Annotated in this window: 29 protein-coding genes; 17 read left to right on the forward strand and 12 right to left on the reverse strand. The window is 69.2% G+C overall.

The annotated features are described in order from the left end of the window. The first annotated feature begins 64 nt into the window (after positions 1-64). Positions 65-511 (forward strand): hypothetical protein, encoded by a 447-nt coding sequence (locus tag FB453_RS24955; protein ID WP_145794044.1) that lies wholly within the window; start codon positions 65-67, stop codon positions 509-511. A gap of 87 nt (positions 512-598) precedes the next feature. On the opposite strand, the gene FB453_RS24960 is transcribed toward FB453_RS24955, so the two are convergent. Then, positions 599-1,387, reverse strand: a complete 789-nt coding sequence (locus FB453_RS24960; RefSeq protein ID WP_145794331.1) for a GNAT family N-acetyltransferase — start codon at positions 1,385-1,387, stop codon at positions 599-601. Positions 1,388-1,541: 154 nt separating this feature from the next. Between FB453_RS24960 and FB453_RS24965 the strand changes: the two genes are divergently transcribed. Next, entirely contained in the window at positions 1,542-1,985 is a 444-nt protein-coding gene (locus FB453_RS24965; RefSeq protein ID WP_145794047.1) for a hypothetical protein, read from the forward strand. 47 nt (positions 1,986-2,032) lie between these two features. On the opposite strand, the gene FB453_RS24970 is transcribed toward FB453_RS24965, so the two are convergent. The 3 genes from FB453_RS24970 to FB453_RS24980 are packed head-to-tail and all read right to left on the reverse strand — an operon-like array spanning position 2,033 to position 3,678. Next, entirely contained in the window at positions 2,033-2,557 is a 525-nt protein-coding gene (locus FB453_RS24970) for a polyketide cyclase (RefSeq protein WP_486480430.1), read from the reverse strand. 9 nt (positions 2,558-2,566) lie between these two features. After that, positions 2,567-3,106 (reverse strand): GNAT family N-acetyltransferase, encoded by a 540-nt coding sequence (locus FB453_RS24975; protein WP_145794051.1) that lies wholly within the window; start codon positions 3,104-3,106, stop codon positions 2,567-2,569. Positions 3,107-3,150: 44 nt separating this feature from the next. Further along, positions 3,151-3,678 carry a MarR family transcriptional regulator gene (locus FB453_RS24980; protein ID WP_145794054.1) on the reverse strand — a complete coding sequence of 176 codons (528 nt, stop codon included), beginning with the start codon at positions 3,676-3,678 and terminating at the stop codon, positions 3,151-3,153. A gap of 39 nt (positions 3,679-3,717) precedes the next feature. Between FB453_RS24980 and FB453_RS24985 the strand changes: the two genes are divergently transcribed. The 3 genes from FB453_RS24985 (at position 3,718) to FB453_RS24995 (ending at position 5,884) form a co-directional block, all read left to right on the forward strand. Then, a complete protein-coding gene (locus FB453_RS24985; protein ID WP_145794056.1) occupies positions 3,718-4,344 on the forward strand; it encodes a mycothiol-dependent nitroreductase Rv2466c family protein in 627 nt (208 codons plus the stop codon). A 152-nt stretch (positions 4,345-4,496) separates the two neighbouring features. Beyond that, positions 4,497-5,372, forward strand: a complete 876-nt coding sequence (locus FB453_RS24990; RefSeq protein ID WP_145794058.1) for an endonuclease/exonuclease/phosphatase family protein — start codon at positions 4,497-4,499, stop codon at positions 5,370-5,372. A gap of 107 nt (positions 5,373-5,479) precedes the next feature. Next, positions 5,480-5,884: a hypothetical protein gene (locus FB453_RS24995; RefSeq protein ID WP_091399939.1), complete on the forward strand. Its 405-nt coding sequence runs from the start codon at positions 5,480-5,482 to the stop codon at positions 5,882-5,884. Between the two features lie 113 nt (positions 5,885-5,997). On the opposite strand, the gene FB453_RS25000 is transcribed toward FB453_RS24995, so the two are convergent. Beyond that, on the reverse strand, positions 5,998-6,525 hold the full coding sequence (locus tag FB453_RS25000; protein WP_486480431.1) for a GNAT family N-acetyltransferase: 528 nt from the start codon (positions 6,523-6,525) through the stop codon (positions 5,998-6,000). Between the two features lie 61 nt (positions 6,526-6,586). Between FB453_RS25000 and FB453_RS25005 the strand changes: the two genes are divergently transcribed. Next, positions 6,587-7,441, forward strand: coding sequence for an ATP-grasp domain-containing protein (locus FB453_RS25005; protein WP_145794061.1), 855 nt, complete (start codon positions 6,587-6,589; stop codon positions 7,439-7,441). Here the strand turns inward: FB453_RS25005 and FB453_RS25010 are convergent. Together FB453_RS25010 and FB453_RS25015 are read right to left on the reverse strand one after the other, a co-directional pair. After that, positions 7,418-7,642, reverse strand: coding sequence for an adenylyltransferase/cytidyltransferase family protein (locus tag FB453_RS25010; protein ID WP_486480432.1), 225 nt, complete (start codon positions 7,640-7,642; stop codon positions 7,418-7,420). The two genes, FB453_RS25005 and FB453_RS25010, sit on opposite strands and share 24 nt — an antisense overlap. Then, the gene (locus tag FB453_RS25015; protein ID WP_145794066.1) at positions 7,582-8,115 is read right to left on the reverse strand and encodes a DUF6817 domain-containing protein; all 534 of its coding nucleotides are present in this window, start codon (positions 8,113-8,115) and stop codon (positions 7,582-7,584) included. Before FB453_RS25015 ends, FB453_RS25010 begins: the two co-directional genes overlap by 61 nt. A 159-nt stretch (positions 8,116-8,274) precedes the next feature. Here FB453_RS25015 and ybiA point away from each other — a divergent pair, with 159 nt between their 5' ends. The 8 genes from ybiA to FB453_RS25055 all read left to right on the forward strand — a co-directional run bounded on the left by ybiA (position 8,275) and on the right by FB453_RS25055 (position 17,505). Beyond that, positions 8,275-8,859: a riboflavin biosynthesis intermediates N-glycosidase gene (gene ybiA, locus FB453_RS25020; protein ID WP_145794068.1), complete on the forward strand. Its 585-nt coding sequence runs from the start codon at positions 8,275-8,277 to the stop codon at positions 8,857-8,859. Continuing rightward, on the forward strand, positions 8,856-9,383 hold the full coding sequence (locus FB453_RS25025) for an HAD domain-containing protein (protein WP_486480433.1): 528 nt from the start codon (positions 8,856-8,858) through the stop codon (positions 9,381-9,383). The genes ybiA and FB453_RS25025 overlap by 4 nt, the downstream gene beginning before the upstream one ends. A gap of 312 nt (positions 9,384-9,695) precedes the next feature. After that, a complete protein-coding gene (locus FB453_RS25030) occupies positions 9,696-11,072 on the forward strand; it encodes a family 43 glycosylhydrolase (protein WP_145794071.1) in 1,377 nt (458 codons plus the stop codon). A 33-nt stretch (positions 11,073-11,105) separates the two neighbouring features. After that, positions 11,106-12,545, forward strand: coding sequence for a glycoside hydrolase family 43 protein (locus tag FB453_RS25035; RefSeq protein WP_145794074.1), 1,440 nt, complete (start codon positions 11,106-11,108; stop codon positions 12,543-12,545). 29 nt (positions 12,546-12,574) lie between these two features. Further along, positions 12,575-14,050: an RICIN domain-containing protein gene (locus tag FB453_RS25040; RefSeq protein ID WP_486480434.1), complete on the forward strand. Its 1,476-nt coding sequence runs from the start codon at positions 12,575-12,577 to the stop codon at positions 14,048-14,050. 146 nt (positions 14,051-14,196) lie between these two features. Continuing rightward, a complete protein-coding gene (locus FB453_RS25045) occupies positions 14,197-14,868 on the forward strand; it encodes a hypothetical protein (RefSeq protein ID WP_486480435.1) in 672 nt (223 codons plus the stop codon). 838 nt (positions 14,869-15,706) lie between these two features. Next, the gene (locus tag FB453_RS25050) at positions 15,707-16,420 is read left to right on the forward strand and encodes a ThuA domain-containing protein (protein WP_222431406.1); all 714 of its coding nucleotides are present in this window, start codon (positions 15,707-15,709) and stop codon (positions 16,418-16,420) included. Next, positions 16,390-17,505 (forward strand): Gfo/Idh/MocA family protein, encoded by a 1,116-nt coding sequence (locus FB453_RS25055; RefSeq protein WP_145794081.1) that lies wholly within the window; start codon positions 16,390-16,392, stop codon positions 17,503-17,505. The genes FB453_RS25050 and FB453_RS25055 overlap by 31 nt, the downstream gene beginning before the upstream one ends. Positions 17,506-17,533: 28 nt before the next feature. On the opposite strand, the gene FB453_RS25060 is transcribed toward FB453_RS25055, so the two are convergent. Then, the gene (locus tag FB453_RS25060; RefSeq protein ID WP_145794084.1) at positions 17,534-19,033 is read right to left on the reverse strand and encodes an FAD-dependent monooxygenase; all 1,500 of its coding nucleotides are present in this window, start codon (positions 19,031-19,033) and stop codon (positions 17,534-17,536) included. A 123-nt stretch (positions 19,034-19,156) separates the two neighbouring features. Further along, the gene (locus FB453_RS25065) at positions 19,157-19,777 is read right to left on the reverse strand and encodes a TetR/AcrR family transcriptional regulator (RefSeq protein ID WP_091399920.1); all 621 of its coding nucleotides are present in this window, start codon (positions 19,775-19,777) and stop codon (positions 19,157-19,159) included. 122 nt (positions 19,778-19,899) lie between these two features. On the opposite strand from FB453_RS25065, the gene FB453_RS25070 reads away from it, so the two are divergent. The 3 genes from FB453_RS25070 to FB453_RS35060 all read left to right on the forward strand — a co-directional run bounded on the left by FB453_RS25070 (position 19,900) and on the right by FB453_RS35060 (position 21,810). Continuing rightward, the gene (locus tag FB453_RS25070; RefSeq protein WP_145794086.1) at positions 19,900-20,259 is read left to right on the forward strand and encodes a DNA polymerase ligase N-terminal domain-containing protein; all 360 of its coding nucleotides are present in this window, start codon (positions 19,900-19,902) and stop codon (positions 20,257-20,259) included. 58 nt (positions 20,260-20,317) lie between these two features. After that, on the forward strand, positions 20,318-21,052 hold the full coding sequence (locus tag FB453_RS25075; RefSeq protein ID WP_145794089.1) for a VOC family protein: 735 nt from the start codon (positions 20,318-20,320) through the stop codon (positions 21,050-21,052). Positions 21,053-21,204: 152 nt separating this feature from the next. Then, positions 21,205-21,810 (forward strand): TraR/DksA family transcriptional regulator, encoded by a 606-nt coding sequence (locus FB453_RS35060; protein ID WP_486480436.1) that lies wholly within the window; start codon positions 21,205-21,207, stop codon positions 21,808-21,810. Positions 21,811-21,879: 69 nt separating this feature from the next. Here the strand turns inward: FB453_RS35060 and FB453_RS25085 are convergent, their stop codons facing one another. From FB453_RS25085 to FB453_RS25095, 3 genes are all read right to left on the reverse strand, one after another. Beyond that, positions 21,880-22,545 (reverse strand): DUF2306 domain-containing protein, encoded by a 666-nt coding sequence (locus FB453_RS25085; protein WP_145794091.1) that lies wholly within the window; start codon positions 22,543-22,545, stop codon positions 21,880-21,882. Between the two features lie 98 nt (positions 22,546-22,643). Then, a complete protein-coding gene (locus FB453_RS25090) occupies positions 22,644-23,306 on the reverse strand; it encodes a response regulator transcription factor (protein WP_145794093.1) in 663 nt (220 codons plus the stop codon). Continuing rightward, positions 23,303-24,442: a sensor histidine kinase gene (locus FB453_RS25095; RefSeq protein ID WP_145794096.1), complete on the reverse strand. Its 1,140-nt coding sequence runs from the start codon at positions 24,440-24,442 to the stop codon at positions 23,303-23,305. Before FB453_RS25095 ends, FB453_RS25090 begins: the two co-directional genes overlap by 4 nt. Positions 24,443-24,481: the final 39 nt, after the last annotated feature.

Here is a 24,481-nt window from a genome sequence, read left to right on the forward strand (position 1 = left end):
CCGGATATGCCGCTGTTCGAGGGCGGGTCTGGCCGGTGCGCTCTGCTCCTGCTACACAGGGCGCGTGGGGGCGGACATCTATGACCGGTACGAGCGGGACGCGGAGGACCACTTGGCGGCCTACGGCTTGCGCGTCAGGGATGACCAGGTCCCGATCATTCGGAACATTCTCGTACGGGAGACCCGGCACGAGGCGGACACCTACGTCGGATTGGGTACCGTCCCCGGCAATACCCAGCTGATGCGGATCTGTGCCATCCAGCTTTGGCACGCTGGCGCCGTCGAGGACGTGTTGCTGGTTCACCGCGCTCGCGGCACCAGCATGGACGCGACCGGCGCGGTCGATGTGGAGTTGATGCTGGGGGCAGGCGTGGCCACGACCAAGGAATACCTAGCCGCCCTGGGCACCGAGGAAGCCCAAGGGATCCTCGACGAGATCGCGTGGGTGGAGGAGTCCTACGACGCCGCGCACTACACGGCCTTCCTCGACAGGTACTACCTGACTACGTGATTGGCTGGGGACGGTTGTGACTCTTCCCCACGACAATGGTGTCAGCCAGGGCGACGTCCGCTCACCGCGCAGCCCGTGAGGACCCGCTCAGGTGGTCGGACTCCATACCCACGGGGTGGTGGTGCCCACGGCGTGGAGGCCGAGTCGTTGGAGAATCGGCCTGCTGTCCTTGGACGCATCGACCAAGAGGTACCTGATGCCCCGGTCGGCAGCGACCTGCGCACGGCGGGCAACAAGCGCCCGGTAGATGCCCTTTCGGCGCCATTGCGGCAGGGTAGAGCCACCCCATAGTGCGGCGAACTCGGTGCCGGGGATTACGACCAGCCAGGCGGCCGATACGACCTCGCCCGCGGCCTCCGCAACGAGAATGATGATGTTCTCCGGGGCGGACTCGATGCGGTCGCGTAGGTCATCAGCCAGCCAGGACCAATCGACGCCCCAGACCTCGGATTCCATGGCCGCGATCCGGCGTAGGTCGGCCAGGTCGGTCGTCGCGCGGATGGCGATGCCGTCGGGGGCTTCGCCGGCGCCGGTCAGGTCGGCTGCCAGACCGATGACGACTGTTTCCTCGTCCTCCGGCGCGAACCCGGCCAGCCGCAGCCGCTCGGTGAGATCCTGCCGGTCATGGCCGTACGTCTTCCACTCCATCGCCTGGCCGCGCGCCGCGGAGCGGTCACGAACTCGACCAATGAGCGCGTCCAAGTCGCCAACGCTGAGGTGATCGAGGTTCTGGGCGAAGGCCAGTCCTCGCGTCGGGGTAGCAATCTGCAGGACGGGGCCATCCCAGGACGGCTTCCAGTTGTTCGGCAGCCGGGCCGCGATGGTGCCGCGCACCTGCTGGTCGTGCAGCGCGAAGGGATCACTCCGTGTCGTCATCACGGCGGAGGATGGCATCGGTGTTGCCGGTCAGCAAACCCTTTTCGTCGTGTCCGCGACGGCCGTGCCGGCACAGGAACGCCCACATCAGCCGCGTGAGGCAAACGAGCACGAGTGTCGCGACGCGTCTCCTCGGTCGCCGTAGACTTCGATCATGAGGCGAAACCTCACCGAGGTCGCGGCTGAATTGCAGGCACTCGAGTTGGTGGACTTCGACGTGATGCGGCTCGACGCCAGTGGCAGCGAACAGCTCGACGCGATCTGTACGGAACTGGCCGGGCGGGACGACCCACAGCAGTGGGCTCCGCTGCTCTACGCCTTCTTGGAACGTCTCGACGCGGCGGATCTGGGGAGTCCCGGGCCTCTCGTGCACACCTTGGAGACCTGGCCTGGCTACCGTCCCCTGTTGGTCGAGTCGATGCGGCGCAAACCGACTCCGTTGACCGTCTGGATGGCCAATCGCGTGCTCAACGGGAATCCGTCGGATGCTCCTCAGTGGCTGCAACTGCTGCGGGAGACGATGAGCCATCCCATGGCATCGCCTCAAGTCCAGGCCGATGCCCGCGGCTTCCTCGAGTACCAGGCCACGCGCTCGTAGCAGGGGCACCGGCTCTCCGGTCAGCTCAACGAGGGTGCCTTCCAGGCTCAGCGACGTGGCCCACTGCGCTCGGCGAGTTTCTTCAGGTTGAGCAGCTGCCGCCGAGCCATGACCAGGTCGCCGATGGACAACCCGGGTGCGGCCCAGCGGGTCGTCCGCATGACGACCTTGAGCAGCAAGCGTGTCGTGTCGTGCTCCTGAGGCACGAGGACGTAGGACATGAAGGCGCCCATGATGGTGCTCGTCAGTTGGCTGCCGGGATCGACCGAGACGATCCTGCCTAACCTTCGGCCGCCGGCGGTGGTGAACGCCTCTCCGACCTGTGGCTCGGGCAGGCCCTCCAGTTGTCGAGGTGAGCGGCGGCCGAGGTTGTCGATCCAGTCGTACGAGTACGGGGCAAGCCTCACTTGGGCCACCCACGGCCACACCGCTGCCGCGGGCGCATCGATCCCCACTCCCCGCCACGCTCGGAGAGTGGGCGAGACGACGAAGTCGTCGCAGGGATAGGTACGCAGGGTCTCGCTGGTGGTCACGCCCCACCGGTCACCGATCACGCATCCATCGTCCGCCATGTGGCGGCCTCAGTCGACCCGCTGGGCCAGCACCTGCCCTGGCCAGGATCCGACCAGGAAGGTCTCGGTGGGAGTGAACCCGTGGCGCTCGTAGTACGCCACCAACTCACCTGACTCACCTCCGCCGCCCGCCCAGCAGTCGACCCGTAGCAACCGCACGCCGGCTCGCCGGGTTTCCTCCACGGCGTGTGCCAACAGGGCCGACCCGAGTTTCTGGCCGGCGAATCGACGGTGGGAGACCAGGAGGCGAATGTACCGCTCGGGTTCTTCCACGGGCGCGATCGGTACCCGCGGATCGGGCCCGGAATCCAATACCAGGGCTGCGGCCGGCGTCCCGTCCACTTCCGCGATGAACGGGAGGTTCTCGGTCAGGTACCGATCGACCTGTGCGGCCCGTTCGGGTTTTTCCGAGAACGGCGTCGTGCCCCACTGCTCGGTGTTGCCACGCTCGTTCATCCAGACCACCGCGGAGTCGAGCATGTCCAGTACGGCAGGTGCGTCGGCCGGGCTGCCGCGTCTGATGCGTACACCGCGGGTGGTGTCGTCCATGGCGGAATGGTAATCCGCGGGTCGGCCCGTCACGACCGAGGCCGTCATCCGGCCGGACCTCCGTCCCCAGGTCCGAAATCTCCGGAGTCCAGGGTCTGGTTCATCGCCGCCAGTAGGCGCTCAAGGGTCTTGCGGTCGTTGTCGGTGAGGTCACGAAGGATCGCCGCCTCGTTCGCCAGGTGTTCCTCGATGAGCCGGTCGGTCAACGCCACGCCGGCCGACGTCAGCCCAACCACCCTGCCGCGCGCGTCGGCTGCGGAGACCGAGCGCGACACGAGGCCGCGGGCGATCAGCCGGTCCACCCGCTTGGTCACCGCTCCCGTGGTCACGAGCATCCGTTGGCTCAGCTGGCCCGCCGTGAGCGTGTAGGGCTCGCCCTCGCGGCGCAGCGCCGCGAGCACGTCGAAGTCGCCGTTGCCGAGGTCCGCCGCGGCGAACGGCGGCCGCAGGGCCACATCGAGTACGGCGGCCAACTGTTGGATGCGACCGATGATCAGCAATGGGGTGGGGTCAAGGTCTGGTCGCTCGCGACCCCACTGCCCAACGATGTCGGCGATCCGGTCGTCATCCACTGTTGCATCTTACCTTCCGGGGAAGATAAGTTGTCTTCCGTGGAAGACAACTCGCCTCGAACGTCAGCTCCGGTGGTCACGGCGTACGTGGATCCGTCCTGCCCGTTCGCCTGGATCACCTCCCGCTGGCTCATGGAGGTCGCGAAGATGCGGCCGCTCACTCTGCGGTTCGAGGTGATGAGCCTCGCGGTGATCAACGAGCATCGTGACCTTGAGCCCTGGTACCGCGAATTCAACGACCGGGCGTGGGGGCCGGCCAGGGTGTGTGTGGCGGCCGCCGCGCAACACGGCTCCGCCGCCCTCGCACGGCTGTACCCGGCGCTCGGCCGCCGGATCCACGACGCCGGCGACAAGGACTTCGACACCGTCGTCCCGCTGGCCCTGGCCGAGGCCGGCCTCCCCGCCGACCTGGCCGACGCCGCCCACCGCAGCGACCTCGACCCGCAGATGCGGGCGAGCACCGCCCACGCACAGCAACTGGTGGGCGAGGACCTCGGCACCCCGACGGTCATCGTCGACGACGTGGCCTTCTTCGGCCCCGTGCTGACCTCGGTCCCTCGTGGAGAGGAGGCCGTCCGCGTCTTCGACGGCGCTCGTCTGCTCGCCGGCTGCCGGGCTTTCTCCGAGCTCAAACGCGCCCGGTCCGACGGCCTCACCTTCGCGTAGCTCCACCACCGGCGCTGGGGGAGCTGGTTACCCCCGCACTGGTCGACCCAGGTCTGTCGATGCTTCGTCACCGGATGTTCGGCGTCGCGTCGACTCGAATCGATAGTGTCCGTTGGCCGGCCACCGCCGGCGGTCCAGGCGGAGGGAAAACGATGCGCAGCACAACGGACTGGTCGGCCCGCGCCCTGGGCGCTCTCGCGGGCGCGGTCGCGCTGGTGGCGGCCCTGCTGCCGGCCGCACCAGCCGCTGCCGCAAGCGTCGGCTTCAAGGCGGCCACGCTGAACATCTACTACGGGCTGAGCCAGGCCGACTTCGCGCACGACCTGAACCTGATCGCGTCCAAGGCTGACCTCGTCGGTCTCAACGAGGTCGGTGCCCGCAAGGGGCTCCTGGAGGGCTGGGCGGCCGACAACGGCTGGTGGTTGTACGCACCGGGCGGGACCAACCAGGCTGGCGAAGCGTTGATCGCAAAGAAGAGCATGTTCGACGTACTCGACAAGGGCTCGATCTTCGTCTGTGACACCAACGGCCCGGGCGAGGTGCCGCCCGCGCGGTACAACAACTGGGTCAAGTACCGGCACAAGGCCAGTGGCCGCAACGTGACCCACATCAACGCCCACGCGGTGGCCAGCATCGAAACCGCCGGCCGGCCGGAGGACCTGCCGCGCACCAGGTGTGCCGAGGCGCAGTTCCAGGGCCTCAAGGAACTGGCGGTCGACAAGCAGGACGAGGGCCAGGTCATCGTGAGCGGTGATCTCAACGTCGACTTCAGCGCCGACCGGAGCTACGGGTACGCGAAGTTCCCGTGGCAGGTATTCGAGGCCAACGAACTGCCGAATCTGCGCTCCAACTACAACCTCTACGGCGAGAAGGGCACCGGAACGCACGGCAACCGGCACATCGACTACGTCTACTTCTGGAAGCGGCTGCCCGAGTACCAACTGATGTGGATGACCGACTACGACATCGTCGGTGGCACGAGGTCCGACCACAACGGCGTCGTCTCCACCTTCTCCATCCAGAGCTGACGCGCCCGCCCTCCGCCGGGCGCGAGTCCTGCGCCCGCTCCGGCTGAGGCGTTCCGTGCTGCCGGGGCAGATGCGACCCGGGTGGCACGGCAGACGACAATGCGAGCGTGACCGACACCGTTCCGGCTTCGCTGCCCGCTGTGATCGAACTCGTCGATGAGTACATGTACCGCGTGCTGAAGGGCGCAGAGGATTCGGTGCTGGTGATCGGGGAGCTGATGGGCGCACTGACCGAGCCGAATGCGGAGGTCAGCGAGGTCAGCGAGGGGAGCGTCGGCAGGCTCTACCCCCTGTTCGGGGACCTATCGGACATCGTCGACGGCTTCCCGTTCGACTACGGCGACGGTACCGAGATGATCGCCCAACGGGAGATCCGCGACGCTGCCTGGGACTGGTTGACCACGGCGCGTAACGCCGACGGGTTGAAGGCCTACGTCGACCGCTGGATCGCGAGAAGCGCAGCCTTACCGACCATCGAGGACGGGCGGCCGTTCCGCGACATCGCAAGATAGTGGAGTGGCGGCGGGTTCGCATCGAGCGTGTGCGGGCCGGCGCCCATCATCGGCGCTCGGGGTGTCCCCCGTGCTCTGCCCACTCGGGCGCGAGGATCGACATCACCGTGGCGTCAACCCAGTCGTCGCCATCGCGCAGGACCTGCCGCAGCACGCCCTCGGCCACGAAGCCGACCTTCTCGTACGCCCGGCGGGCCCGGGGGGTTGAAGGCGAACACTTCCAGCGAGATGCGGTGCAGGCCGAGCCTCTCGAAACCGTGGCCGACGATCAGGCGTACCGCCTCGGTGCCCAAGCCGCGGTCGCGGCCGGCGGCGGCGAGCAGGGTGCGGAAGTTGCAGTTCCGGTTGGCGGGATCCCAGTCGTTGAGGACCACCTCGCCGACGCAGGCCCCGGTGGCGCGGTCCACGACCGCCAGGTCGAGTCGGTCGGTCTGCGCGTTGCGGCTGCCGTACCAGGAACGCATCCGCTCCTCGCCGGGAGCGTCGTCGGCCGGGCTGCCGGTCAGCCGGGCCACCTCGGGGTCGGCCACCGCCGCGCGGACGGTGTCCAGGTCGTCGTCGACGAAGGGCCGCAGGATCACCCGCTCACCGGTGAGGGTGGGTTTGATCGAGAAGTCGGGGGTCGCCTGGTCGCTGGGCATCGACTGATCGTCGGCGCGACCCCGGCGACAGGCAACCAGTTTCCGCGGGCAGGATACGGGGGTGATCCTGATCGTTCCCGCGAACCCGCTGCGTCCACGCCGCCCGGACGAGCATTTCGTGGCCGAGGCTGAAGCGGCCCGTGCTGCGGGATTCCAGGTGGCGGTGGTCGACCACGACGCGTTGGCGCGGAGCGGTGACGTACGTCGGGCGGTGGCCTCGGTCTCGGGGACCGGTGCGGCGGTCTATCGCGGCTGGATGCTGCGCAGCGAGCGGTACGCGGCGTTCGCCGAGGCTCTCGCCGAGCGCGGTGTGGCGTTGAGAACCAGTGCTGAGCAGTATCGGCGGGCACATGAGCTGCCCGGCTGGTACGCGGCGCTGGCGGCGGTCACTCCCGCGTCGGTGTGGACCCGGGGCTCGGATCAGGCAGATCTTGACCAGGCGCGCGTCGCGCTCGGGGCGGGACCGGCGGTACTGCGTGACTACACCAAGTCGATGAAGCACTACTGGGACGACGCGGCCTTCATCCCCGAGCTCGACGACGCGGTGGCCGTCTGGAGAGTGGCGAGCCGGTTTTTGGAATTGCGTGAGGACGACTTCGTGGGCGGGTTCGTGCTGCGTCGCTTCGAGCGGTTCACCTCCGCCGAGGTACGCACCTGGTGGGTCAACGGCGACTGCGTCCTGATCGGCCCTCATCCGGACAGCCCGAACGACAGCCCTTCGGTCGAGGTCGACGTGAAGTCGCTCGCGCCGATGATCGCCGGGCTCGGGTTGCCCTTCGTCACCGTGGACCTCGCCCTTCGCGCGGACGGAGTGTGGCGGGTCATCGAACTCGGCGACGGGCAGGTCAGCGATCGACCAACCACCATCGAGCCCGAAGCGATGATCGCCGCCCTACTCGGCCCGCCGCGCCCGTAGCGTGCGCACGTCGAAGAGAGCGCATGCCCGGCTGACCACATTCACATGCCCTGCAGTGAAGGGATCGAAGCTGCCGGGGTAGACGGCTCGCACCCGTACGCGGCCGGAGGTCCGTGTTGTCGGACGCGACGATTCGGGTGTCACTGCCGCAGGACCCGCTGAGCATCGCTGATGACCTGCTCCGAGGCGATCGGGGCCCACGACGCGAACAGCTTCCGGAAGTAGGCCCCGTGCCGGTCTGCCACCGCAGGATCGTGCTCGATGACGTCCATCTCGTTGACGATGCTCAGGTCCACGAGCGACCGAAGTCGAGTCTCACCGGGCGTCCCCACCTGACGTGTGAAGCGGTCGAACACCTCGCCGGTCCTCGCCAGCTGCTGCCAGCTGCGTCCACGGTCGCAGGCGCCGTACAGGTAGACGAGCTCCTCGGCGTCGGCGCCAACGAGATCCCGCAGCACCGCACGATCGGCCCGATCAACCAGGGTGACGTCGAACCCGTCGGTCCCGTAGGCGGCGTGGGTGAGGCCCGCTGCTTGCACGTCACGGGCGCAGCCGAGCACGGCGAGTCGTTCGCTGACTCGACATAGGTGGACGTACAGGTTGCCTCCGGGATGGGCGATCTGCTCAGCTCCCTGCCGGCGGAGCCAGACCCGCACGCCGTCGTCGATGGTCATGGTCCGACTGTAGGTATCGGCCGTCGGGTTCGATGGCCGCCGGACGTGGGCACTATGTCACAGCGCTGTGGGCATGCCTGGCGTCGCGGCGGCCGCGAGCACGTCGTCGCGGTCGAAAATGCGGGGTACGCGCAACGCTGGTGCCGCACACTCGCCATCATGCTGGCATCGGTTCGGAGCGTCGCGGATCTGGCCGCTGCGCAGGCGCAGGGTCATCAGGTCAAATTCCTGTTCTTCTGGGGGCACCAGCCCGAACGTGACGGTGGTGTCGGCGCAGGCTGCCTGAGTCAGTGGTGGCCGGCGCCGTTCACCGCCGACGACATGCGGTTCGCCACTGCGGAGCACTACATGATGTGGCGCAAGGCCACCCTGTTCGGCGACCGCGCGATGGCGGAACAGATCCTCGCCGCGCCGCATCCCCACGCCGCGAAGGTGCTGGGGGGACGCGTCGCGGGTTTCGATCAGCAGACCTGGAGTGAACACCGCTTCGCGATCGTGGTGGCCGGCAACCTCGCGAAATTCGATCAGCACCCCGCGCTCCGGGCGTTTCTGCTGGCCACCGGGCAGCGAGTCCTGGTGGAGGCCAGCCCGGTCGACCGGATCTGGGGCATCGGCCTGAACCGCGACGATCCGGCTGCTGGCGACCCTGCCTGTTGGCGAGGGCTCAACCTGCTGGGCTTCGCGCTCATGCAGGTGCGCGAGGTGCTCGAGGATCAAGGTCGGCAGGGGACGGTTCCGGCGTGATTCCCGGCTTCGCCGGACGTCCGGTCATCTTCCTCGATGTGGACGGACCGCTGATCCCGTTCAAGGCCCGATCGGTTGGCCAGAGACGTCCGTCGGGCGGCAGCGCCAAGCGGCAGACGGACAAGACCGGCAACCCCCTCCTTGATCGCCTCAATCCGGACGACGGTCGTCGGTTGCTCGCCCTGGGCTGTCAGTTGGTCTGGGCAACGACGTGGATGGCTGAGGCGAACGAGATCGTCTCCCCCCGGCTCGGTCTTCCGGACCTGCCCGTCGTCGATTGGCCCGACGACGACGAGGAGACGGGGCGTGGCCTGCACTGGAAGACCCCGTTCCTGACCCAGTGGGCAGCAGGAGGACCCTTCGTGTGGCTTGACGACGAGATCACCGACGCCGACCGCCGATGGGTGAGGGCTCGCCACCCGGGGCGGGCACTGCTGCATCGCGTTGACCCGTACACAGGCCTGACCGAGGCGGACTTCGCCGTCGTCCATCGATGGCTTCAGGAGGGTGAGGGCACGGTCTGACCGGGACTGTGGATGACGGGTGGCGTGACCGGGCTCGCGGGGGAGCGGCAGCGGTCGATCCCTTGACACTCGTAGATGCGATCGCTAACACTTGTCCGCAACGCGAACTTAACGAGTCGAACACATTGTGTCTGTGGTCGTGTGACGGGCCAGAGGCACCGCATGCGAACACTCCACCCCGTCGCCAGGGCCGCTCAAGCCTGAGCCCAGATACCGCCTGCTCTTGTTAACGCTAACATAGATGATCTTACGAGAGGGGTCGGGACGGTGATTCTGTCGGGAGCATCGACCAAGCGCCCACGTGCCCTCCTCGTGCTGTCCACGGTGGCCGCTGCGGCTGTCGTGGTGGTGGCCGACGGGCCGTCGTTTGCCGCGACGTTGCCGACCGGTGCGGTGTCGTTGGAGGCGGTCAACCAGGCCGGGCGGTACGTGCGGCACATCGATCATCTCGGTCAACTCGACCCGGTGACCTCCAGTAGCGGCAACCAGACCAAGCTCGATGCCACCTTCACAGTGGTCAACGGTCTGGCATCGCCGACCTGCTACTCGTTGCAGACCAGGACCGGCATGTTCCTGCGGCACCGCGACTACCGGCTCCGGGTCGACCCGAACACCGGTGACGCGGCGTTCCGGGCCGACGCCACCTTCTGTGCCGTGGACGGCTCGGTCAGCGGATCGGTGGCGCTCGTCTCGTACAACTATCCGAACCGGCGCATCCGGCACCGCGACTTCGCGCTCTGGCTCGACGCCTACCAGGACACGGCCGCGTTCCGGGCGGACAGCTCCTTCCGCCTCGTCGCACCCTGGGCCCCCAGGACCACCAAAGGGCCCGTGATTCCGGGTCTGTTCGCCGACCCGCACCTCGCCGTGTTCAACGGCCGCTACTACCTGTACCCGACCACCGACGGCTACGCGAGCTGGGCCGGCACCTACTACAAGGCGTTCTCCTCGACCGACCTGGTCAACTGGACCGACCACGGCGTGATCCTCGACCACGGTCCGGACGTCTCCTGGGCGGACAACTCGGCGTGGGCGCCGGCGGTGGCCAGCGCCAACGGCCGCTACTACCTGTACTTCAGCGGCGGCGCCGCCAGCGGCAACACAGCCAAACACCTCGGCGTGGCGGTGGCCGACACCCCCACCGGACCGTTCCGTGACGCCCTGGGCCGACCACTCATCCGCAGCGACCAGTTCTCCGGCGGACAGACGATCGACCCCATGGTCTTCACCGACGACGACGGCCAGTCCTACCTGTACTGGGGCCAAGGCGTCGCGCGGGCGGTGCGGTTGAACGCCGACATGGTCTCCTTCGACACCGCACAGGCGCGGGTCATCACCCCGTCGGGCTACAACGAGGCACCGTTCGTGTTCAAACGCAACGGCCTCTACTACTTCATGTGGTCGGAGAACGACACGCGCAGCGAGGACTACCGAGTCGCCTACGCCACCGGCTCCGCACCCCTCGGACCGTGGACCAGACGCGGCGTGATCCTCCAGAAGCGCCTCGACGCCGGCATCAAGGGCACCGGACACCACTCCGTGGTCCGCGCACCCGGCAGCGACACCTGGTACATCGCCTACCACCGCTTCGCCGTGCCGACCGGCAACGGCACCAACCGCGAGACCGCCATCGACCGGATGGAGTTCAGCACCGACGGCACCATCCGGCCCGTCGTACCGACGCTCTAGCTGACTGCTAGCCCCTGCGCGAAGGAGAGACAGATGTCGAGAGTCCTCGCCCGGCTCTGCGCGGTTGCGGTGGCCGCGAGCCTGTTGTTCACCACCTGGTCGGCGGCGACACCGAAGGAGGCGGCCGCGCTCGACCCGACCGTTGGCTACCTGATGGCGCACTTCACCGGCGAGTCGTCGACCGACCAGCAGATCTACTTCGCCCACAGCGCCGACGGCCTACGCTGGACCGACCTCAACAACGGTGGGCTCGTGCTGCGGTCCACAGTCGGCACCCGCGGCGTCCGCGACCCCGCCCTGGTGCGCTCACCGGCCGGCGACCGGTACTGGATCATCGCCACCGACCTGTGCATCGGCTGCGGTCAGGACTGGTCGACCGCGATCAACAACGGCAGCCGCAACCTCGTCGTGTGGGAGTCCACCGACCTGGTCAACTGGTCGGCGCCGTGGCTGCTGAACGTCGCCGGCGCAATTCCAGACGGACGTAACGCCTGGGCGCCCGAGGCGATCTGGAACCCGGCCACCGGCGACTACGTCCTCTACTGGGCGACGAACGTCCCGCTCAACGGCGCGACCAAACACCGCATCTACTACGCGCGCACGGCGAACTTCCGCAGCGTCACCACACCGCAGCCCTACGTCAACCGGCCGGGAACCCAGGAGATCATCGACACCCAGATCGTCGAGGTGCCGGCCGGAGTCGGCGCCTTCCGCTACGTCCGGGCCTCTCGGGACGGCCAGATCGCCATCGAAGGCAGCAACTCCATCCTCGGCACCTGGACCAGCCTCGGAAACCTCTCCGGCATCGGGCTGACCGGCGCGCAGGTCGAAGGCCCGATGTGGATGAAGATGAACACCCGCAACGAGTGGGTCCTCTACCTCGACCAGTACTCCAGCGGGCGTGGCTACCTGCCGGTGCTGACCACCGATCCGTCGAGCCCGGGCGGCTACCGACTGCCGGCCTCCGGCTCGTACACGATGGGTGGCACCAAGAAACGGCACGGTTCGATCCTCAACCTGACCGCTGCCGAACAGAACCGGGTGCTCGCCCGCTGGCCCGCCACCGCGGTCAACCGGATCCAGTCGTACAACTTCCAGGACCGGTACGTGCGGCACTACGACTACGACGTCCGCATCGACCCGAACGTCAGCCCTGCCCAGGACGGCCAGTGGCGGCTGGTGCCCGGCCTGGTCGGCTCCGGCACCGTCTCCATCCAGTCGGTCAACTACCCGGGCCACTACCTGCGCCACTACGGATACGACTTCCGCCTGGAAGGCAACGACGGCACCGCCACCTTCGCCGCCGACGCCACCTTCCGGCAGGTCGCCGGTCTCGCCAACTCGTCGTGGACGTCGTTCCAGTCCTACAGCCACCCGGACCGCTACGTCCGGCACTACAGCTACCTGCTCCGACTCGACCCGGTGTCCGACGCGCAGAGCCGTGCCGACGCCACCTTCCGCGTGATCAGCTGAACCTGGTCCCTCTTCAAGGAGTTCCGACTGTGGCACTACATCGACGGGTGCTCTGCGCCCTGGTGGCCGCGTTGACGGCGATGGTTGGCGTCGTCGCCGTCGCGTCGTCGCCGGCCACCGCCGCCACCAACCAGTTCCGCGGCATGAACTGGGCCATGTTGGGTGACAACTTCAAGACCAGCCCGCTCGTCGTGCAGGGCCTGAGCATGTCCGACAGCAACGCCACCGTGCGGGCCAAGGCCAATGCCCTCTACGACGACATGGCGTCCACCATGGGGGTCAACACCATCCGACTGCCCATCAACACCCACACGGTGGGGACGGCCTGGTGGGAGGCGTACCGAGGCGCCATCGACGCGGCCACCGCCCGCGGCTTCAAGGTCATCCTCGCCTACTGGGAGGACGGCGCCGCCTCCGGCGGCAGGATCACGAACCTCGCCGCGTGGAACGCGATGTGGTCCACCGTGACCAACACGTACGGCACGAACACCAACGTCTACTTCGAGCCGATGAACGAGCCGCACGGCTACAGCTCGGCGGAGTGGCGCAACGTCGCGGCCAACTGGCTCAGCTACCACTACTCGGCGGCGCCCGGCCGGGTGCTGATCGGCGGCACCGGCTTCAGCCAGGACCTGCGCGACATCTGCAACGACAGCCGCTTCAACTCGACGCTGCTGTCCTTCCACTACTACGCCTTCTTCTACGGCGCGATGACCTACGACGCCTTCCGCAGCCACATCCAGGCGCGCCTTGGCAACTGCGCCTCCCGCGCGGTCGCGACCGAGTTCGGCGCACCGATGAACGACGGTCGCAACTACGCCGACGCGGGCAGCACCGACAACTTCGTGCGCTACATCCGGGCCATGGCCCAGGTCATGCGGGACAACCAGATGGGTGGCACCTACTGGCCCGCCCTCGGTGGCAAGACCGGCACCATCGGCTACGACTGGTACTCGATGTTCGCCCTCAGCGGCAGCGGCACCGACCTCAACCTGACGGTCCGTAACACCTCCGGCGCGGACCGGATCCGGTACGCGTGGGGCGACGCCATCGGCGGCGACCCGACGACGCCCCCGCCGTCGACGGGAACGTACTACCGGATCAACGTGCGGCACAGCGGCAAGGCCATGGACGTCCAGCAGCCGAACACCGACAACGGCGCCCGCGTCGGCCAGTACACGTACGGCGGTGGTGCGTGGCAGCAGTGGCAGTTCCAGGACGCCGGCAGCGGATACTGGCGCATCGTCAGCCGGCACAGCGGAAAGTGCCTCGACGTGGTGAGCGCATCGACCGCCGACGGTGCCGAGCTCGTCCAGTACACCTGCGGCGCCGGCACCAACCAGCAGTTCCAGATGGTCGCCAACGGCGGTTACTTCCAGCTCCGGGCACGACACAGCAACAAGTGCGTGGACGTGCCGGCCGCGGCGACCGCGGACGGAGTGGTCCTCAAGCAGTATTCGTGCAACTCCGGCACCAACCAGCAGTGGTCCCGCACCACCGTCTGACGGTCGTTCCGGCGTAACGACCGATCCACGGTGGCCTTCCCGAGCCGGACAACGACGGGTTGCGTGTCGGCAATCCGTCGTTGTCCGGGCGGTGGGCCGCTCCGTAGCGTCGCGACTACGGACCGATGCCCAGCGGAAGGACCCTCGTGACCGAACTCGTCGCTCCGCAGCTCGTCGTGAACAGCAGAATGATCTACTTCGGTTGGCTGCCGGCCGACCCCGACGCGGTGGCCGCCCTGGTGCCCGACGGGCTCAGGCCGGCAGCGAACCACCAGGTCTTCATGAACCAGTACGCCGTCGACGACGCCGGGCAGACCTCTGGCTTCAGCGCCTACTCGCTGACGTACATCGGACCGGACCTCTCCGGGCTCGACGCCCCCGACGGTGTCACGCCCGGCCGCTGGTGGACGCACTACGTCAACTCCAGTCCGGTCGTCCGGGCGTACGCCGCCGCCCGGGGCGTGCCGGCTACCCCGGGAAGGACCACCATCGAGGTACGGGGGCACCGGCTGATCGCGACCACCGAGGCGGACGGCGTGCCCGTGATCAGGACGACGGCCCGCGTCGGGCGCACCGGTGACGCCGTCAACCGGGGCCAGTTGCGCTATCTCACCCGGCTGAACGGCAGACTGCTCAGCGGCAACTACCCGTTCGTGGCGGAGCCGGTCGACCCGTTCGCTGTCGAGTCGCTGGAGTTCCTCGAACCCGACCATCCGGTGTACGCGCTGCGTCCGGCCGACCCGCTGGAGATCGTCTGGGGTTTTTACTCACCACGCGCGTCATTCGCCTACCCGGGCGGCGAGTCGGTACTCGACTGAGCCCGTTACCTCTGGAGGTCTGCAAGACGATCGGCGGCGTCGCGATCGGCGAGCCGGCGAGACCGTTGGACGTCTGCGCAGCTCAGCCAGCGATTCGACGGTGCGCCGCAGGGGGGCCGTATCGATCTGACGGGGAGTGCGTCGCCCACTTCTGCCGGGCTGGCTCGCGATCTGTCATGGTGTGCTAACGGTGCGTGCCGAGGTGATGGCCGGCTGGCGGCAGGACTGGTCCCGCTCGAGCGGGGGAGCAATCAGCTGGGCCTGGCGTTGCGCTACCGTCAAGGCGCGCACCTCGGCGTCGATCAGTCCGCGTCCGCCGGCCGTGACGGCCCGCAGGGCCCCACCAAATCCAAGGAGAACCCGATGCCGGAGCCTGAACCCGCCCAAGACGACCCCGCGGTGGCTGCCGACACCTCGACGCCGGCCGAGACCGAGACCGAGACCGAGCAGCCTGCCGTTCCCGCGAATCGGGCTGCCCGACGCGCGAAGGGCAAGGTCGCCTCGCCTCAACCGCATGGAAAGGGTCAGCATCTCGGCGGCCGGGGCTCGGTCCAGAGCCCTCGCCAGTATGGTAACCGCCGTAGCGGTTGATCAGCAGATCCCGCTGCGACGCTCGCGATTCGACCCGGCCGGCCCGGAACCTCTGCGCCGTTTCAGCACCTGCGTTCTTGCTGCGGCGTGAGCCGACCGTGCACAGTGGAATCCGGAAGCCGGCGTACGTCGGCTTTGTCGGGGCGACCACGGGTACGGTTTCGGTGCTCGACACGTACCGGCATCGGCGGCACGTCGTCGGGGCGGGAGCGGCCAGCCCGGTGGCGACGGACCGTGGGAGGGAGCGATGGTGGCGCAGCGCAGAGCACTGGTGGTTCGGGGCGGTTGGGAGGGGCACCAGCCGGTCAAGGCGACCGAGTTGTTCCTCCCCTTCCTCGAACGTAGCGGCTATGCCGTACGGGTCGAGGAGTCGACGGAGATCTACGCCGACGCCGCCGAGATGGCCGAGACCGACCTCGTCGTGCAGTGCATGACGATGTCGCAGATCACCGCGGACCAGGTGGCCGGCCTCAGCGCGGCGGTCGTCGCCGGCACGGGCTTCACCGGCTGGCACGGCGGCATCGTGGACGCATTCCGCGCGTCATCCGAATACCTGCACCTGGTGGGCGGCCAGTTCGCGACCCATCCGGGCCGGGAGCCGTGTGAGCGTCACGGCGGCCCGGAGGACAACTTCCTGCCGCACACGGTGCGCATCACCGACCTCGGCCGGGAGCACCCGATCACCGCGGGCATCGAGGACTTCGACCTGGTCACCGAGCAGTACTGGGTGCTGCACGACGACCTGATCGACGTACTGGCCGTCACCACCCATCCGACGCAGGCGTGGCACCCGTGGCACCGGCCGGTCACCTCGCCGGCGATCTGGACCCGACTGTGGGGTGCCGGACGCGTCGTCGTGACGACCCCCGGCCACAGCCTGGACGTGCTGGAGCACCCGGGTGTCCGTACCGTCATCGAGAGGGGAATGGTGTGGGCGACCCGCACCGCGTCGGCGTCGTAGGTCTCGGGTTCATCTCCCGCGCGTACCTGGACACACTCGCGGAGCACCCCGAGGTGAGCATCGCCGCGGTGGCCGACCTCGACGCCTCCCGGTCGGCCGCGGTCGCGGCCACGATTCCCGGAGCCGAGGCGATGAGCGTCGAGCGCCTGCTCGCCCGCCCGGACGTGGAGACGGTGCTCAACCTCACCATCCCCGCGGCGCACGCGGACATCTCGCTGGGAGCGATCGACGCCGGCAAGGACGTGTACGTCGAGAAACCGCTCGCCGTGACGTTCCCGGACGGCCGCGCGATCATCGAGCGGGCCGCGTCGGCCGGCGTCCGCGTCGGGTGCGCGCCGGACACCGTCCTGGGTACGGGTACGCAGACGGCGCGGGCGGCGATCGACGGCGGGCTCATCGGACGCCCCACGTCCGCGTCGGCCGTCATGGTCACTCCCGGGCACGAACGCTGGCATCCCAACCCCGACTTCTACTACGCACCCGGCGGCGGCCCGATGCTGGACATGGGGCCGTACTACATCTCGGCGCTCATCCACCTGCTCGGGCCGGTCCGGGCGGTGACCGGAGCCGCCAGCCGCCTGCGCACCGAGCGCGTCATCGGCTCGGGCCCGCGCACCGGCGAGCGAATCCCGGTGGGGGTGGACACCCACCTCACCGGCGTCCTCGAGCACGCCAACGGTGCGCTCTCCACCATCACGACGAGCTTCGACGGCGTCCGGACGACTGCCGCACCGATCGAGGTGCACGGGGAGGCTGGCTCGCTCGCCGTACCCGATCCGAACTACTTCGACGGCGAGGTCCGTCTCTTCGCACTCGGTGGCACCGAATGGCGCGCCCTCGAACCGCAGGCCGGTTACGCCAAGGGTTCCCGGGGCATCGGTCTGATCGACCTTGTCAGGGCCGACGATCAGCGTCCGCCGCGCGCCGGCGGCGACGTCGCGCTGCACGTGCTCGAAACGATGACCAGCCTGCTCCGGTCGGCGGCGGAAGGCCAGCGGATCGAGCTGACGACTGTGGCGCAGCGACCCGCGCCGGTCCCGCTCACTCCGGTCGAGGCCTGGAAGGCGTACGCAAAGACACGCTGAAGAGGGCCAGCCCGGAATGGGTTCGTGGTCATCGCGGACGGCCGAAGTGATGGGTGAGCGCGGCACGCAGCGTGGCGGCGTTCCCGGCGGACCAGGCGATGAAGCAGTCGGGGCGTACGAGCAGGGCGGTCGCCGTCGTGCCCTCCAGTGAGCCGGTGACCACGTCGACCCGGTCTCGCCATGGTGCGGCGATCCCGGCGTGGGCACCCGTGGAGTCCAGCAGCAGTGGCCGGGCGGTGCGGGTCAGCTCGGCGAGGCGTGTCGCGCCGTGGTCGGTCTGCACGACCAAGTCGGGCGCGCAGCGGCCGGCCAGAGGGTCGGCCGGATCGGCGGGGTAGCGGATGTCCGCACCGGACATCAGCGCCGCGATGTGCCCGGTCACCTCCGGCTTGCGCAGCAGTTCGGCGAAGAGTTCTCGCAATCCGCTGACCTCGTCGCCAGGGCCGATGAGCGCCGACTGCGCCTGGGTGGACATGACGACCCGTTCGGCGACGGGGCGACGTTCGCTGTCGTACGTGTCGAGCAGACCCTGCGGTGCCCAGCCGCGTACCGTTGCGGCGAGCTTCCAACCCAGGTTGACCGCGTCCTGCAGGCCCAGGTTGAGGCCGGGGCCGCCCATCGCGGGGTGCACGTGCGCGGCGTCGCCAACCAGCAGCACCCGGCCGGCGCGGTAGCGGGCGGCGATGCGGGTGTTGCGGCCGGTCAGCCGCCGCAGCAGGCCGGGGCCGTCAGGCGCGCCGAGGGGGATGTCGGCACCGAGCACCCGGGCGACGCTGGCGCGGAGCTCGGCCAGGTTCATCGGGGTCTCGTCGTTCGGTGGCGTGTCGGGCCACTCCGTCGTGCTCAGGATCGCCGGGCGGCCGGGGAACGGGGCCCAGGCGATCAGGCCACGCGCCGTGCGGGTGTGCTGGAAAGGCGGGACGACACCGTAGCCGGGGACGCGCAGGCCGCCCGTCTCAGGGTCGAGGGACGACGCAGGCACGGTCACCGTGGCGGTGCGGGAGATCGACCGGTCGTTGGTGACACCGGGGAAGTCGATACCGGCGAGGCGGCGCACCACGCTGCGGCCGCCGTCGGCACCAACGACGAAACGACTGGTGAGCTGCGTACCGTCGGCGAGGTGGACCTCGACCGCGTCGGGGCGTTGGCGGAGGTCGACGACCTCGTGGCCGCGGCGCAGGTCGACTCCGAGCTCGGCGGCTCGGACGGCGAGACCGGCCTCGAGCTGGGCTTGCGGCACTCCGAGCACGTAGTGCGGGTTCTCCGCGAGCATCGTGAGATCCAGCGAGAACGCGCCGAAGGTGAAGGCGGGTTGAGGGGCCGGCGGGGTGCTCTCACCGCTGAGCCGCGCGTAGAGGCCGCGCCGGTCGAGCAGGCGGACGACCTGTCCCACGAGGCCGTTGGCGCGAGGCTCGCCGGTGGGCGCGGCGTGGCGTTCGAGGACGACGGGGTGCACGCCGGCGAGGGCCAGTTCGCAGGCGAGCATGAGGCCGTTGGGGCCGGCTCCGACGATGACGACATCGATCATGATCGTGATCCCTTCGGGGTGCGCGTCATCGCCACGGCAGGCGCGGCACGTGGCCGGCCCGCCGCGGGAGTGTGATGCGGCTGGAGACGTGGGTGAGGTGGTGTCCGGCGTGAGGGCGGAGCTTCAGCGGGGTGGGGCCGGGAGGCCGGCGGCGACCTGGGTGAAGGCGTCGGTGATGAGGCGTTCGATCGGGGCGGGTGGGTCGGCGCTGTCGAGATAGTGCTGCATGGCGACGACGACGGCGGCGCTGGCGGCGGCCGCGACGAGCCTCGGGTACATGTCGGTGGCGAGGTCGGTGCCGGTGCGCTCGGCGACCGCGGCGGCAAGCTCGGCCTCGGCGAGGGCGGTGGCGCGCAGCCGCTCGCCCTGTAGCGCGGGCTCGGCGAGCATGGTGCGTACGCCGGCAACCCACCGGGCGTGGTCGGGGGAGGGCATCGCCTCGACCTCGGGGCCGCGCGTGAACTGATCCAGCGCGGCCTGGGTGAGCGCCACCCAGAGCGGCTCGTCGGCGGGACGCTCGCGCAGCGCGGCTGCGGTGCGCAGGCTGCGGTCGAGGTGGCGGGAGGCGATCGCCTCGGCCTTGCTGGAGAAGTAGTTGTTGAAGGTACGCGGGGAGACGCCGGCAGCCTCGGCGATGTCCTCGACGCGGACGTTGTCGTAGCCACGCTCCGCGGTGAGGTGGATCGCAGCCCAACCGAGCGCCGCCCGCGTCTCGGCCTTCTTGCGCTCCCGCAGTCCCGTCATGCCACCACGCTAGCACTAATTGCGTGACACGCAAATATGCGCGCCACGCAATTAATGCCGGCGGCCGCGTGAGGTAATCGCGTCGACAGGCGGGAGGGCCGACCCGCGCCGACAATGGGGGAGTGGCACCCGCCTTCGTCCTGCACCACCACCGCAAACCACGACCGCACTTCGACCTGCGGCTCGAAGAAGATGGTGTGCTGCGCTCGTGGGCGGTGCCTCGCGGTCTGCCGGACAGTCCCAGCGACAACCGGCTCGCGATCGCCGTCCCCGACCACGACCTCGCTCACCTCACCTACGAGGACGTCGACAAGTCGATCGCCGACATCGGCACCTGGGAGGAGCATGATCGCAGCGACCGCCGGATGCTGTTCACGTTGCACGGTCGCACCGGGCGCCGGCGATACGCGCTCATCCGTACCGGCGAGGGATGGCTGTTGCACCTGACGAAGGAGCAGCATCCGGACGAGCGCGGACGGTAGTGCGGTAGGCGGCGATGGCGGTCAGCGAGACGTCGACGCAGGCCCTAGCATCGCCGGCATGGCGACACGTCTTGTTCAGATCAACATGAAGGCTCGGGACGACTCCGCGCTGGGCGGTTTCTGGGCGCAGGCGCTCGGTTGGGAAATCTCCAGTGAGGGACCCGGCGTGACCAACCTCGAACCCGAGGGCTTCGTCTACCCCGACCCCGTCGCTGTCTGCATCGACCTCATCGTCTCCTCGGAGCCCAAGACGGCGAAGAACCGGGTGCACGTGGACCTCGCCACCACCTCGGCGGCCCACCAGGCGCAGGTGGTCGCTCGCCTGACGGATCTCGGCGCAACGACCGCCGACGTGGGCCAGGGCGACGTGCCGTGGACGGTCATGGCCGACCCGGAGGGCAACGAGTTCTGCGTGCTGGACCCCCGACCGCTCTACCGGGACACCGGACCGATCGCCGCCGTGGTGGTCGACTGCGCCGATCCGCGAGCCATGGCCCGGTTCTGGAGCGAGGCCACGGACTGGACCCTGCACGAGGTGACCGACCAGATTGCGCGACTGCGCTCCGCGAAGGGCGTCGGCCCCTATCTGGAGTTCGTCCGTACCCCGGACGTGAAGAGCGGATGGAACCGCGTCCACCTCGACGTCCGCCCGTACCCCGGTGACGACCCGGAGGCCGAGGCGGCCCGGCTGCGGAGTCTCGGCGCGACCCCCATCGACCTGGGCCAGGACGTCCCGTGGAGGGTGCTCGCCGACCCGGAGGGCAACGAGTTCTGCCTCCTCACCCCGAGCTGACCAACCGGCGACACCGTGCCGGCGGAGAACCGGACGGCGTCGACCGATCGGAGCAACGGTCCTAATCGCGGCCAAAAGTGGCAGTTCGTGGCCGGAACGAGGCCCCGCCGCGAACGTTGGCATTAGGGCAACGCCACTCTATGGTGGGGGGCATGCCGCCGGTGACCTTCCGCTCGCCCGCCGCCACCGAGGTGGCGGTGTGCGGTGCTGTCCGCGTGCCGACGGCGACCCGCCCCAAGGCCGACATGCGGGTGCCGGTTGTCCGCGCACCGCACACCGTGCCCACGCACACAGTGTCGAGCCCGATGCGAACCGGCCGAGGCCCACCTGCGGAGTCGTTGCATACCCAGAACGACCGCCAGGGCGAAGCTATCAAGCTTCGGCCCTTTTTGTTTTTCCCGCCCATCTCCCTTGAAAGGCAGATCATGAGCGTCGATCATCGTCCTACTCCCGACCAGAGTTGGCTGGCTGACCTGCGAGCGTCCCTGGCGGACGACTTCGCCACCCAGACGGCTCGGCTGCGGGAACTGACCGAGCTCAACGCGGACACCGGCGACCCCGGCGAGGCCCACAACCAGGCTGCGCTGCTGCTGGCCACCCGCCAGAACATCGAGCAGATCACCGGTGCGCTGAACCGGATCAGCGACGGCACCTACGGTGCCTGCCAGAGGTGCGGCCGGAGCATCCCGGCCGAGCGGCTCGAAATTCTCCCGCACGCTCGCTTCTGCGTGCCGTGCCAGGAGAAGCGGAACAGGTGACGCTTCGGTGTGGCTGCCGTACCGCCGGCACGGCAGCCACACCGTCAGGTGCGAGAGGGGTGACGACCCTCAGCCCTTCTGCCGCTCGGGCTCCGCTCGGCGCACTGCCGCCGCGGCGACGGCCGGAGCTGGACGCCGCAGGTACCACTCGGCCACGGCAAGGTTGATCAACCATCCGGCGACCACCAGGCCGGCCCGGAGGTTCCCGTCGGGCTGGTCGCCGGTCGCAATGAGGTACGGCGCGTGGGTGAACGCCTGGGTGCCGGCACCGAGGCCGATCGCGTAGCCGCGCACCATCCACCTGCGGTGCTGGGCGATGTCCCGGCGGAGCACGGCGGCGAGGCCGAGCAGGATCGAGCCGGCCATGGCCGAACCGAAGACGAGTCGCATGCCGGCGAGCACGTCGTTGTCATGGGCGGGCAGGTCGTACGCGACGGCCATCCACAGGCCGGTGAACGCGACCGTCAGCCCACAGGGGACGAGCAGCCGGCCGGCCCTGCGGTGCCAAGAGTGGCGGCGCAGACGGGGCACGAACTGGAACGCGCCGAGGATCGTGTAGACCACCGCGCCGACGATGTGCAGCACCACCGGCAGCGGATCGGCGACGAAGCGGGCGTTGGCCGGGGTGATCTCCGGTCCGCTGCTCAACTCGGTGAGGCGTCCCGCGCCGGCGAGCATCGGTATCAGGCCCAGCAGGATCAACGCGGCCGGTAGCCGCCACTCGCGCATCGTCATGCCACCGATGGTGGTCGCCGCACCCGCCCCCGCTCATCGGCACAAGGGCCGCGATCGGGTCGGCCCATGGTCGGACGCCGTCGTCGTACTTCCGCCGGTCACCAGTGCCGTCGGCGGCGGTTGGTCTCGTACGCCCACATCGCCACCTCGACCCGGTTACGCACCCCCAGCTTCATCATCAGGCTGGTGACGTGCGACTTGACAGTGCTCAACGTGATGTAGAGCTCGTCGGCGATCTCCTGGTTGGTGCGTCCCCGCGCGACTGCGACCAGGACCTGCTCCTCCCGGCTGGTGAGCGCCTCGATGGGCTGCGTGCGCGGTGCGGCCGGATCCGTGTCGGCGAACGCCTTCAGCAGCCGCGTGGTGACGCTCGGCGCGATCAGCGCGTCCCCGTTGGCGGCGGCGTGCACGGCCTGGCTGAGCAGGTCAGGGCCGGCCTCTTTCAGCAGGAAGCCGCGGGCGCCGGCCCGCAGCGCCGCGTACACGTACTCGTCGAGGTCGAAGGTCGTGATGACGACCACCGCGAGCGGCTCCGGGACCGTTGGCCCGGCGAGCGCCCGGGTGGCCTCGATGCCGTCCATGCCCGGCATCCGAATGTCGAACAGACACACGTCGGGGCGGAGCCGCCGGGCGAGTTCGACGGCCTGGCGGCCGTCGCCGGCACCACCGACGACCTCGATGCCAGGTTGAGTGTTCAGGATGATGGTGAGGCCGGTACGAACGATCTCCTGGTCGTCCGCCACGAGCACGCGAACCGTCACGCGCCGACCCCTTCGCGCGGAAGCACGGCCGTGACGGTCCATCCGCGGTCGGGATCGGGGCCGGCCTCGCAGGTGCCGCCGAGCAGGTCGGCGCGCTCCTTCATTCCGACCAGCCCGAAACCGGGCGAACCTGTCGGACGGGCGCCGCCGGCCTCGCCGTCGTCGCTGACCCGCAGGCACACCGACGTGTCGTCGGCCGCCACGCTGACCTCGATGCGGGTGGCGTGGCGCGCGTGCCGACGGGCATTGGTGACCGACTCCTGAGCCAGGCGGTAGAGCGCGGAGCCGACAGTGGGCGGAAGGCCGCCGAGGTCGCCTCGCAGATCCACGTCGACGGTCGGCCCGGTGCGGAACTGGCCGGCGAGCCGTCCGATGTCGGCGACCTGCGGGTTGGGCCCCAGGTCGGCGGGCTCGTTACGGCGCAGGACGCGGACCATCGCGCGCATCTCGGCCAGCGCACGGGACGCCTCGGCCTCGATGGTGTGCAGCGCCTCGACGGCGGCATCCGGCTGACTCGTCGACGCGGCGATGCCGGCCTGGGCGCGGATCGCCATCGCCGACACGTGGTGGGCCACCGTGTCGTGCAGGTCGCGGGCGAGCCGCTCACGCTCCAACAGCTTCACCTGATCGAGCTCGCGCTGCCGGGCGGCAGCGCCGAAACGGATCGCAACACCCAGCGTGGCGGCGGCGAACATCACCGCGAAACCGGCGACCAGCTCACCGCCGTCGACCGAGTCGACCAGGCCGGCGGCGGTCACCTTGGCCACCACGAAGAATGAACCGAGCACCGCATCCCGGCCGGAGCCCCAACGGAACAGCGCGTACACCAGGAGGACCAGGAAGCTGGCCGTGAACAACTGGCAGGGATCGCCGGGCAGCACGAACGGGGCGACCGTCGTGCAGCCGAACGCGATCACCACCATCGCCAGCGGCGCCGTACGCCGCCACAGGAGCGTGGGCAGCAGCGCGAGCACGACGACGACGCAGCCCACCCGCCAGGGCAGATCGGGTCGGAAGACCCCTTCCACCAGGATCGCCGGCGCGAGGACTGCGATCAGCGCCCAGTCACGCCACACCCTCGACAGGGCGGGGGAGACACGCGGCTCGGCCAACACCGCGTGCAGGCGAGGGTGCATGGACCCATCGTACGAACGGTGGTGCGACTTCAGATCGTC

This window comes from Micromonospora sp. CNZ322 (genome assembly GCF_007827755.1).

Excerpts from the sequence above, each read along its gene's own strand:
- FB453_RS24960 (WP_145794331.1), bottom strand. The coding sequence starts at position 1,387 with ATGACGACACGGAGTGATCCCTTCGCGCTGCACGACCAGCAGGTGCGC.
- FB453_RS24965 (WP_145794047.1), top strand. The coding sequence starts at position 1,542 with ATGAGGCGAAACCTCACCGAGGTCGCGGCTGAATTGCAGGCACTCGAG.
- FB453_RS24970 (WP_486480430.1), bottom strand. The coding sequence starts at position 2,557 with ATGGCGGACGATGGATGCGTGATCGGTGACCGGTGGGGCGTGACCACC.
- FB453_RS24975 (WP_145794051.1), bottom strand. The coding sequence starts at position 3,106 with ATGGACGACACCACCCGCGGTGTACGCATCAGACGCGGCAGCCCGGCC.
- FB453_RS24990 (WP_145794058.1), top strand. The coding sequence starts at position 4,497 with ATGCGCAGCACAACGGACTGGTCGGCCCGCGCCCTGGGCGCTCTCGCG.
- FB453_RS25000 (WP_486480431.1), bottom strand. The coding sequence starts at position 6,525 with ATGCCCAGCGACCAGGCGACCCCCGACTTCTCGATCAAACCCACCCTC.
- FB453_RS25015 (WP_145794066.1), bottom strand. The coding sequence starts at position 8,115 with ATGACCATCGACGACGGCGTGCGGGTCTGGCTCCGCCGGCAGGGAGCT.
- ybiA (WP_145794068.1), top strand. The coding sequence starts at position 8,275 with ATGCTGGCATCGGTTCGGAGCGTCGCGGATCTGGCCGCTGCGCAGGCG.
- FB453_RS25035 (WP_145794074.1), top strand. The coding sequence starts at position 11,106 with ATGTCGAGAGTCCTCGCCCGGCTCTGCGCGGTTGCGGTGGCCGCGAGC.
- FB453_RS25050 (WP_222431406.1), top strand. The coding sequence starts at position 15,707 with ATGGTGGCGCAGCGCAGAGCACTGGTGGTTCGGGGCGGTTGGGAGGGG.
- FB453_RS25060 (WP_145794084.1), bottom strand. The coding sequence starts at position 19,033 with ATGATCGATGTCGTCATCGTCGGAGCCGGCCCCAACGGCCTCATGCTC.
- FB453_RS25065 (WP_091399920.1), bottom strand. The coding sequence starts at position 19,777 with ATGACGGGACTGCGGGAGCGCAAGAAGGCCGAGACGCGGGCGGCGCTC.
- FB453_RS25075 (WP_145794089.1), top strand. The coding sequence starts at position 20,318 with ATGGCGACACGTCTTGTTCAGATCAACATGAAGGCTCGGGACGACTCC.
- FB453_RS35060 (WP_486480436.1), top strand. The coding sequence starts at position 21,205 with ATGCCGCCGGTGACCTTCCGCTCGCCCGCCGCCACCGAGGTGGCGGTG.
- FB453_RS25085 (WP_145794091.1), bottom strand. The coding sequence starts at position 22,545 with ATGACGATGCGCGAGTGGCGGCTACCGGCCGCGTTGATCCTGCTGGGC.
- FB453_RS25095 (WP_145794096.1), bottom strand. The coding sequence starts at position 24,442 with ATGCACCCTCGCCTGCACGCGGTGTTGGCCGAGCCGCGTGTCTCCCCC.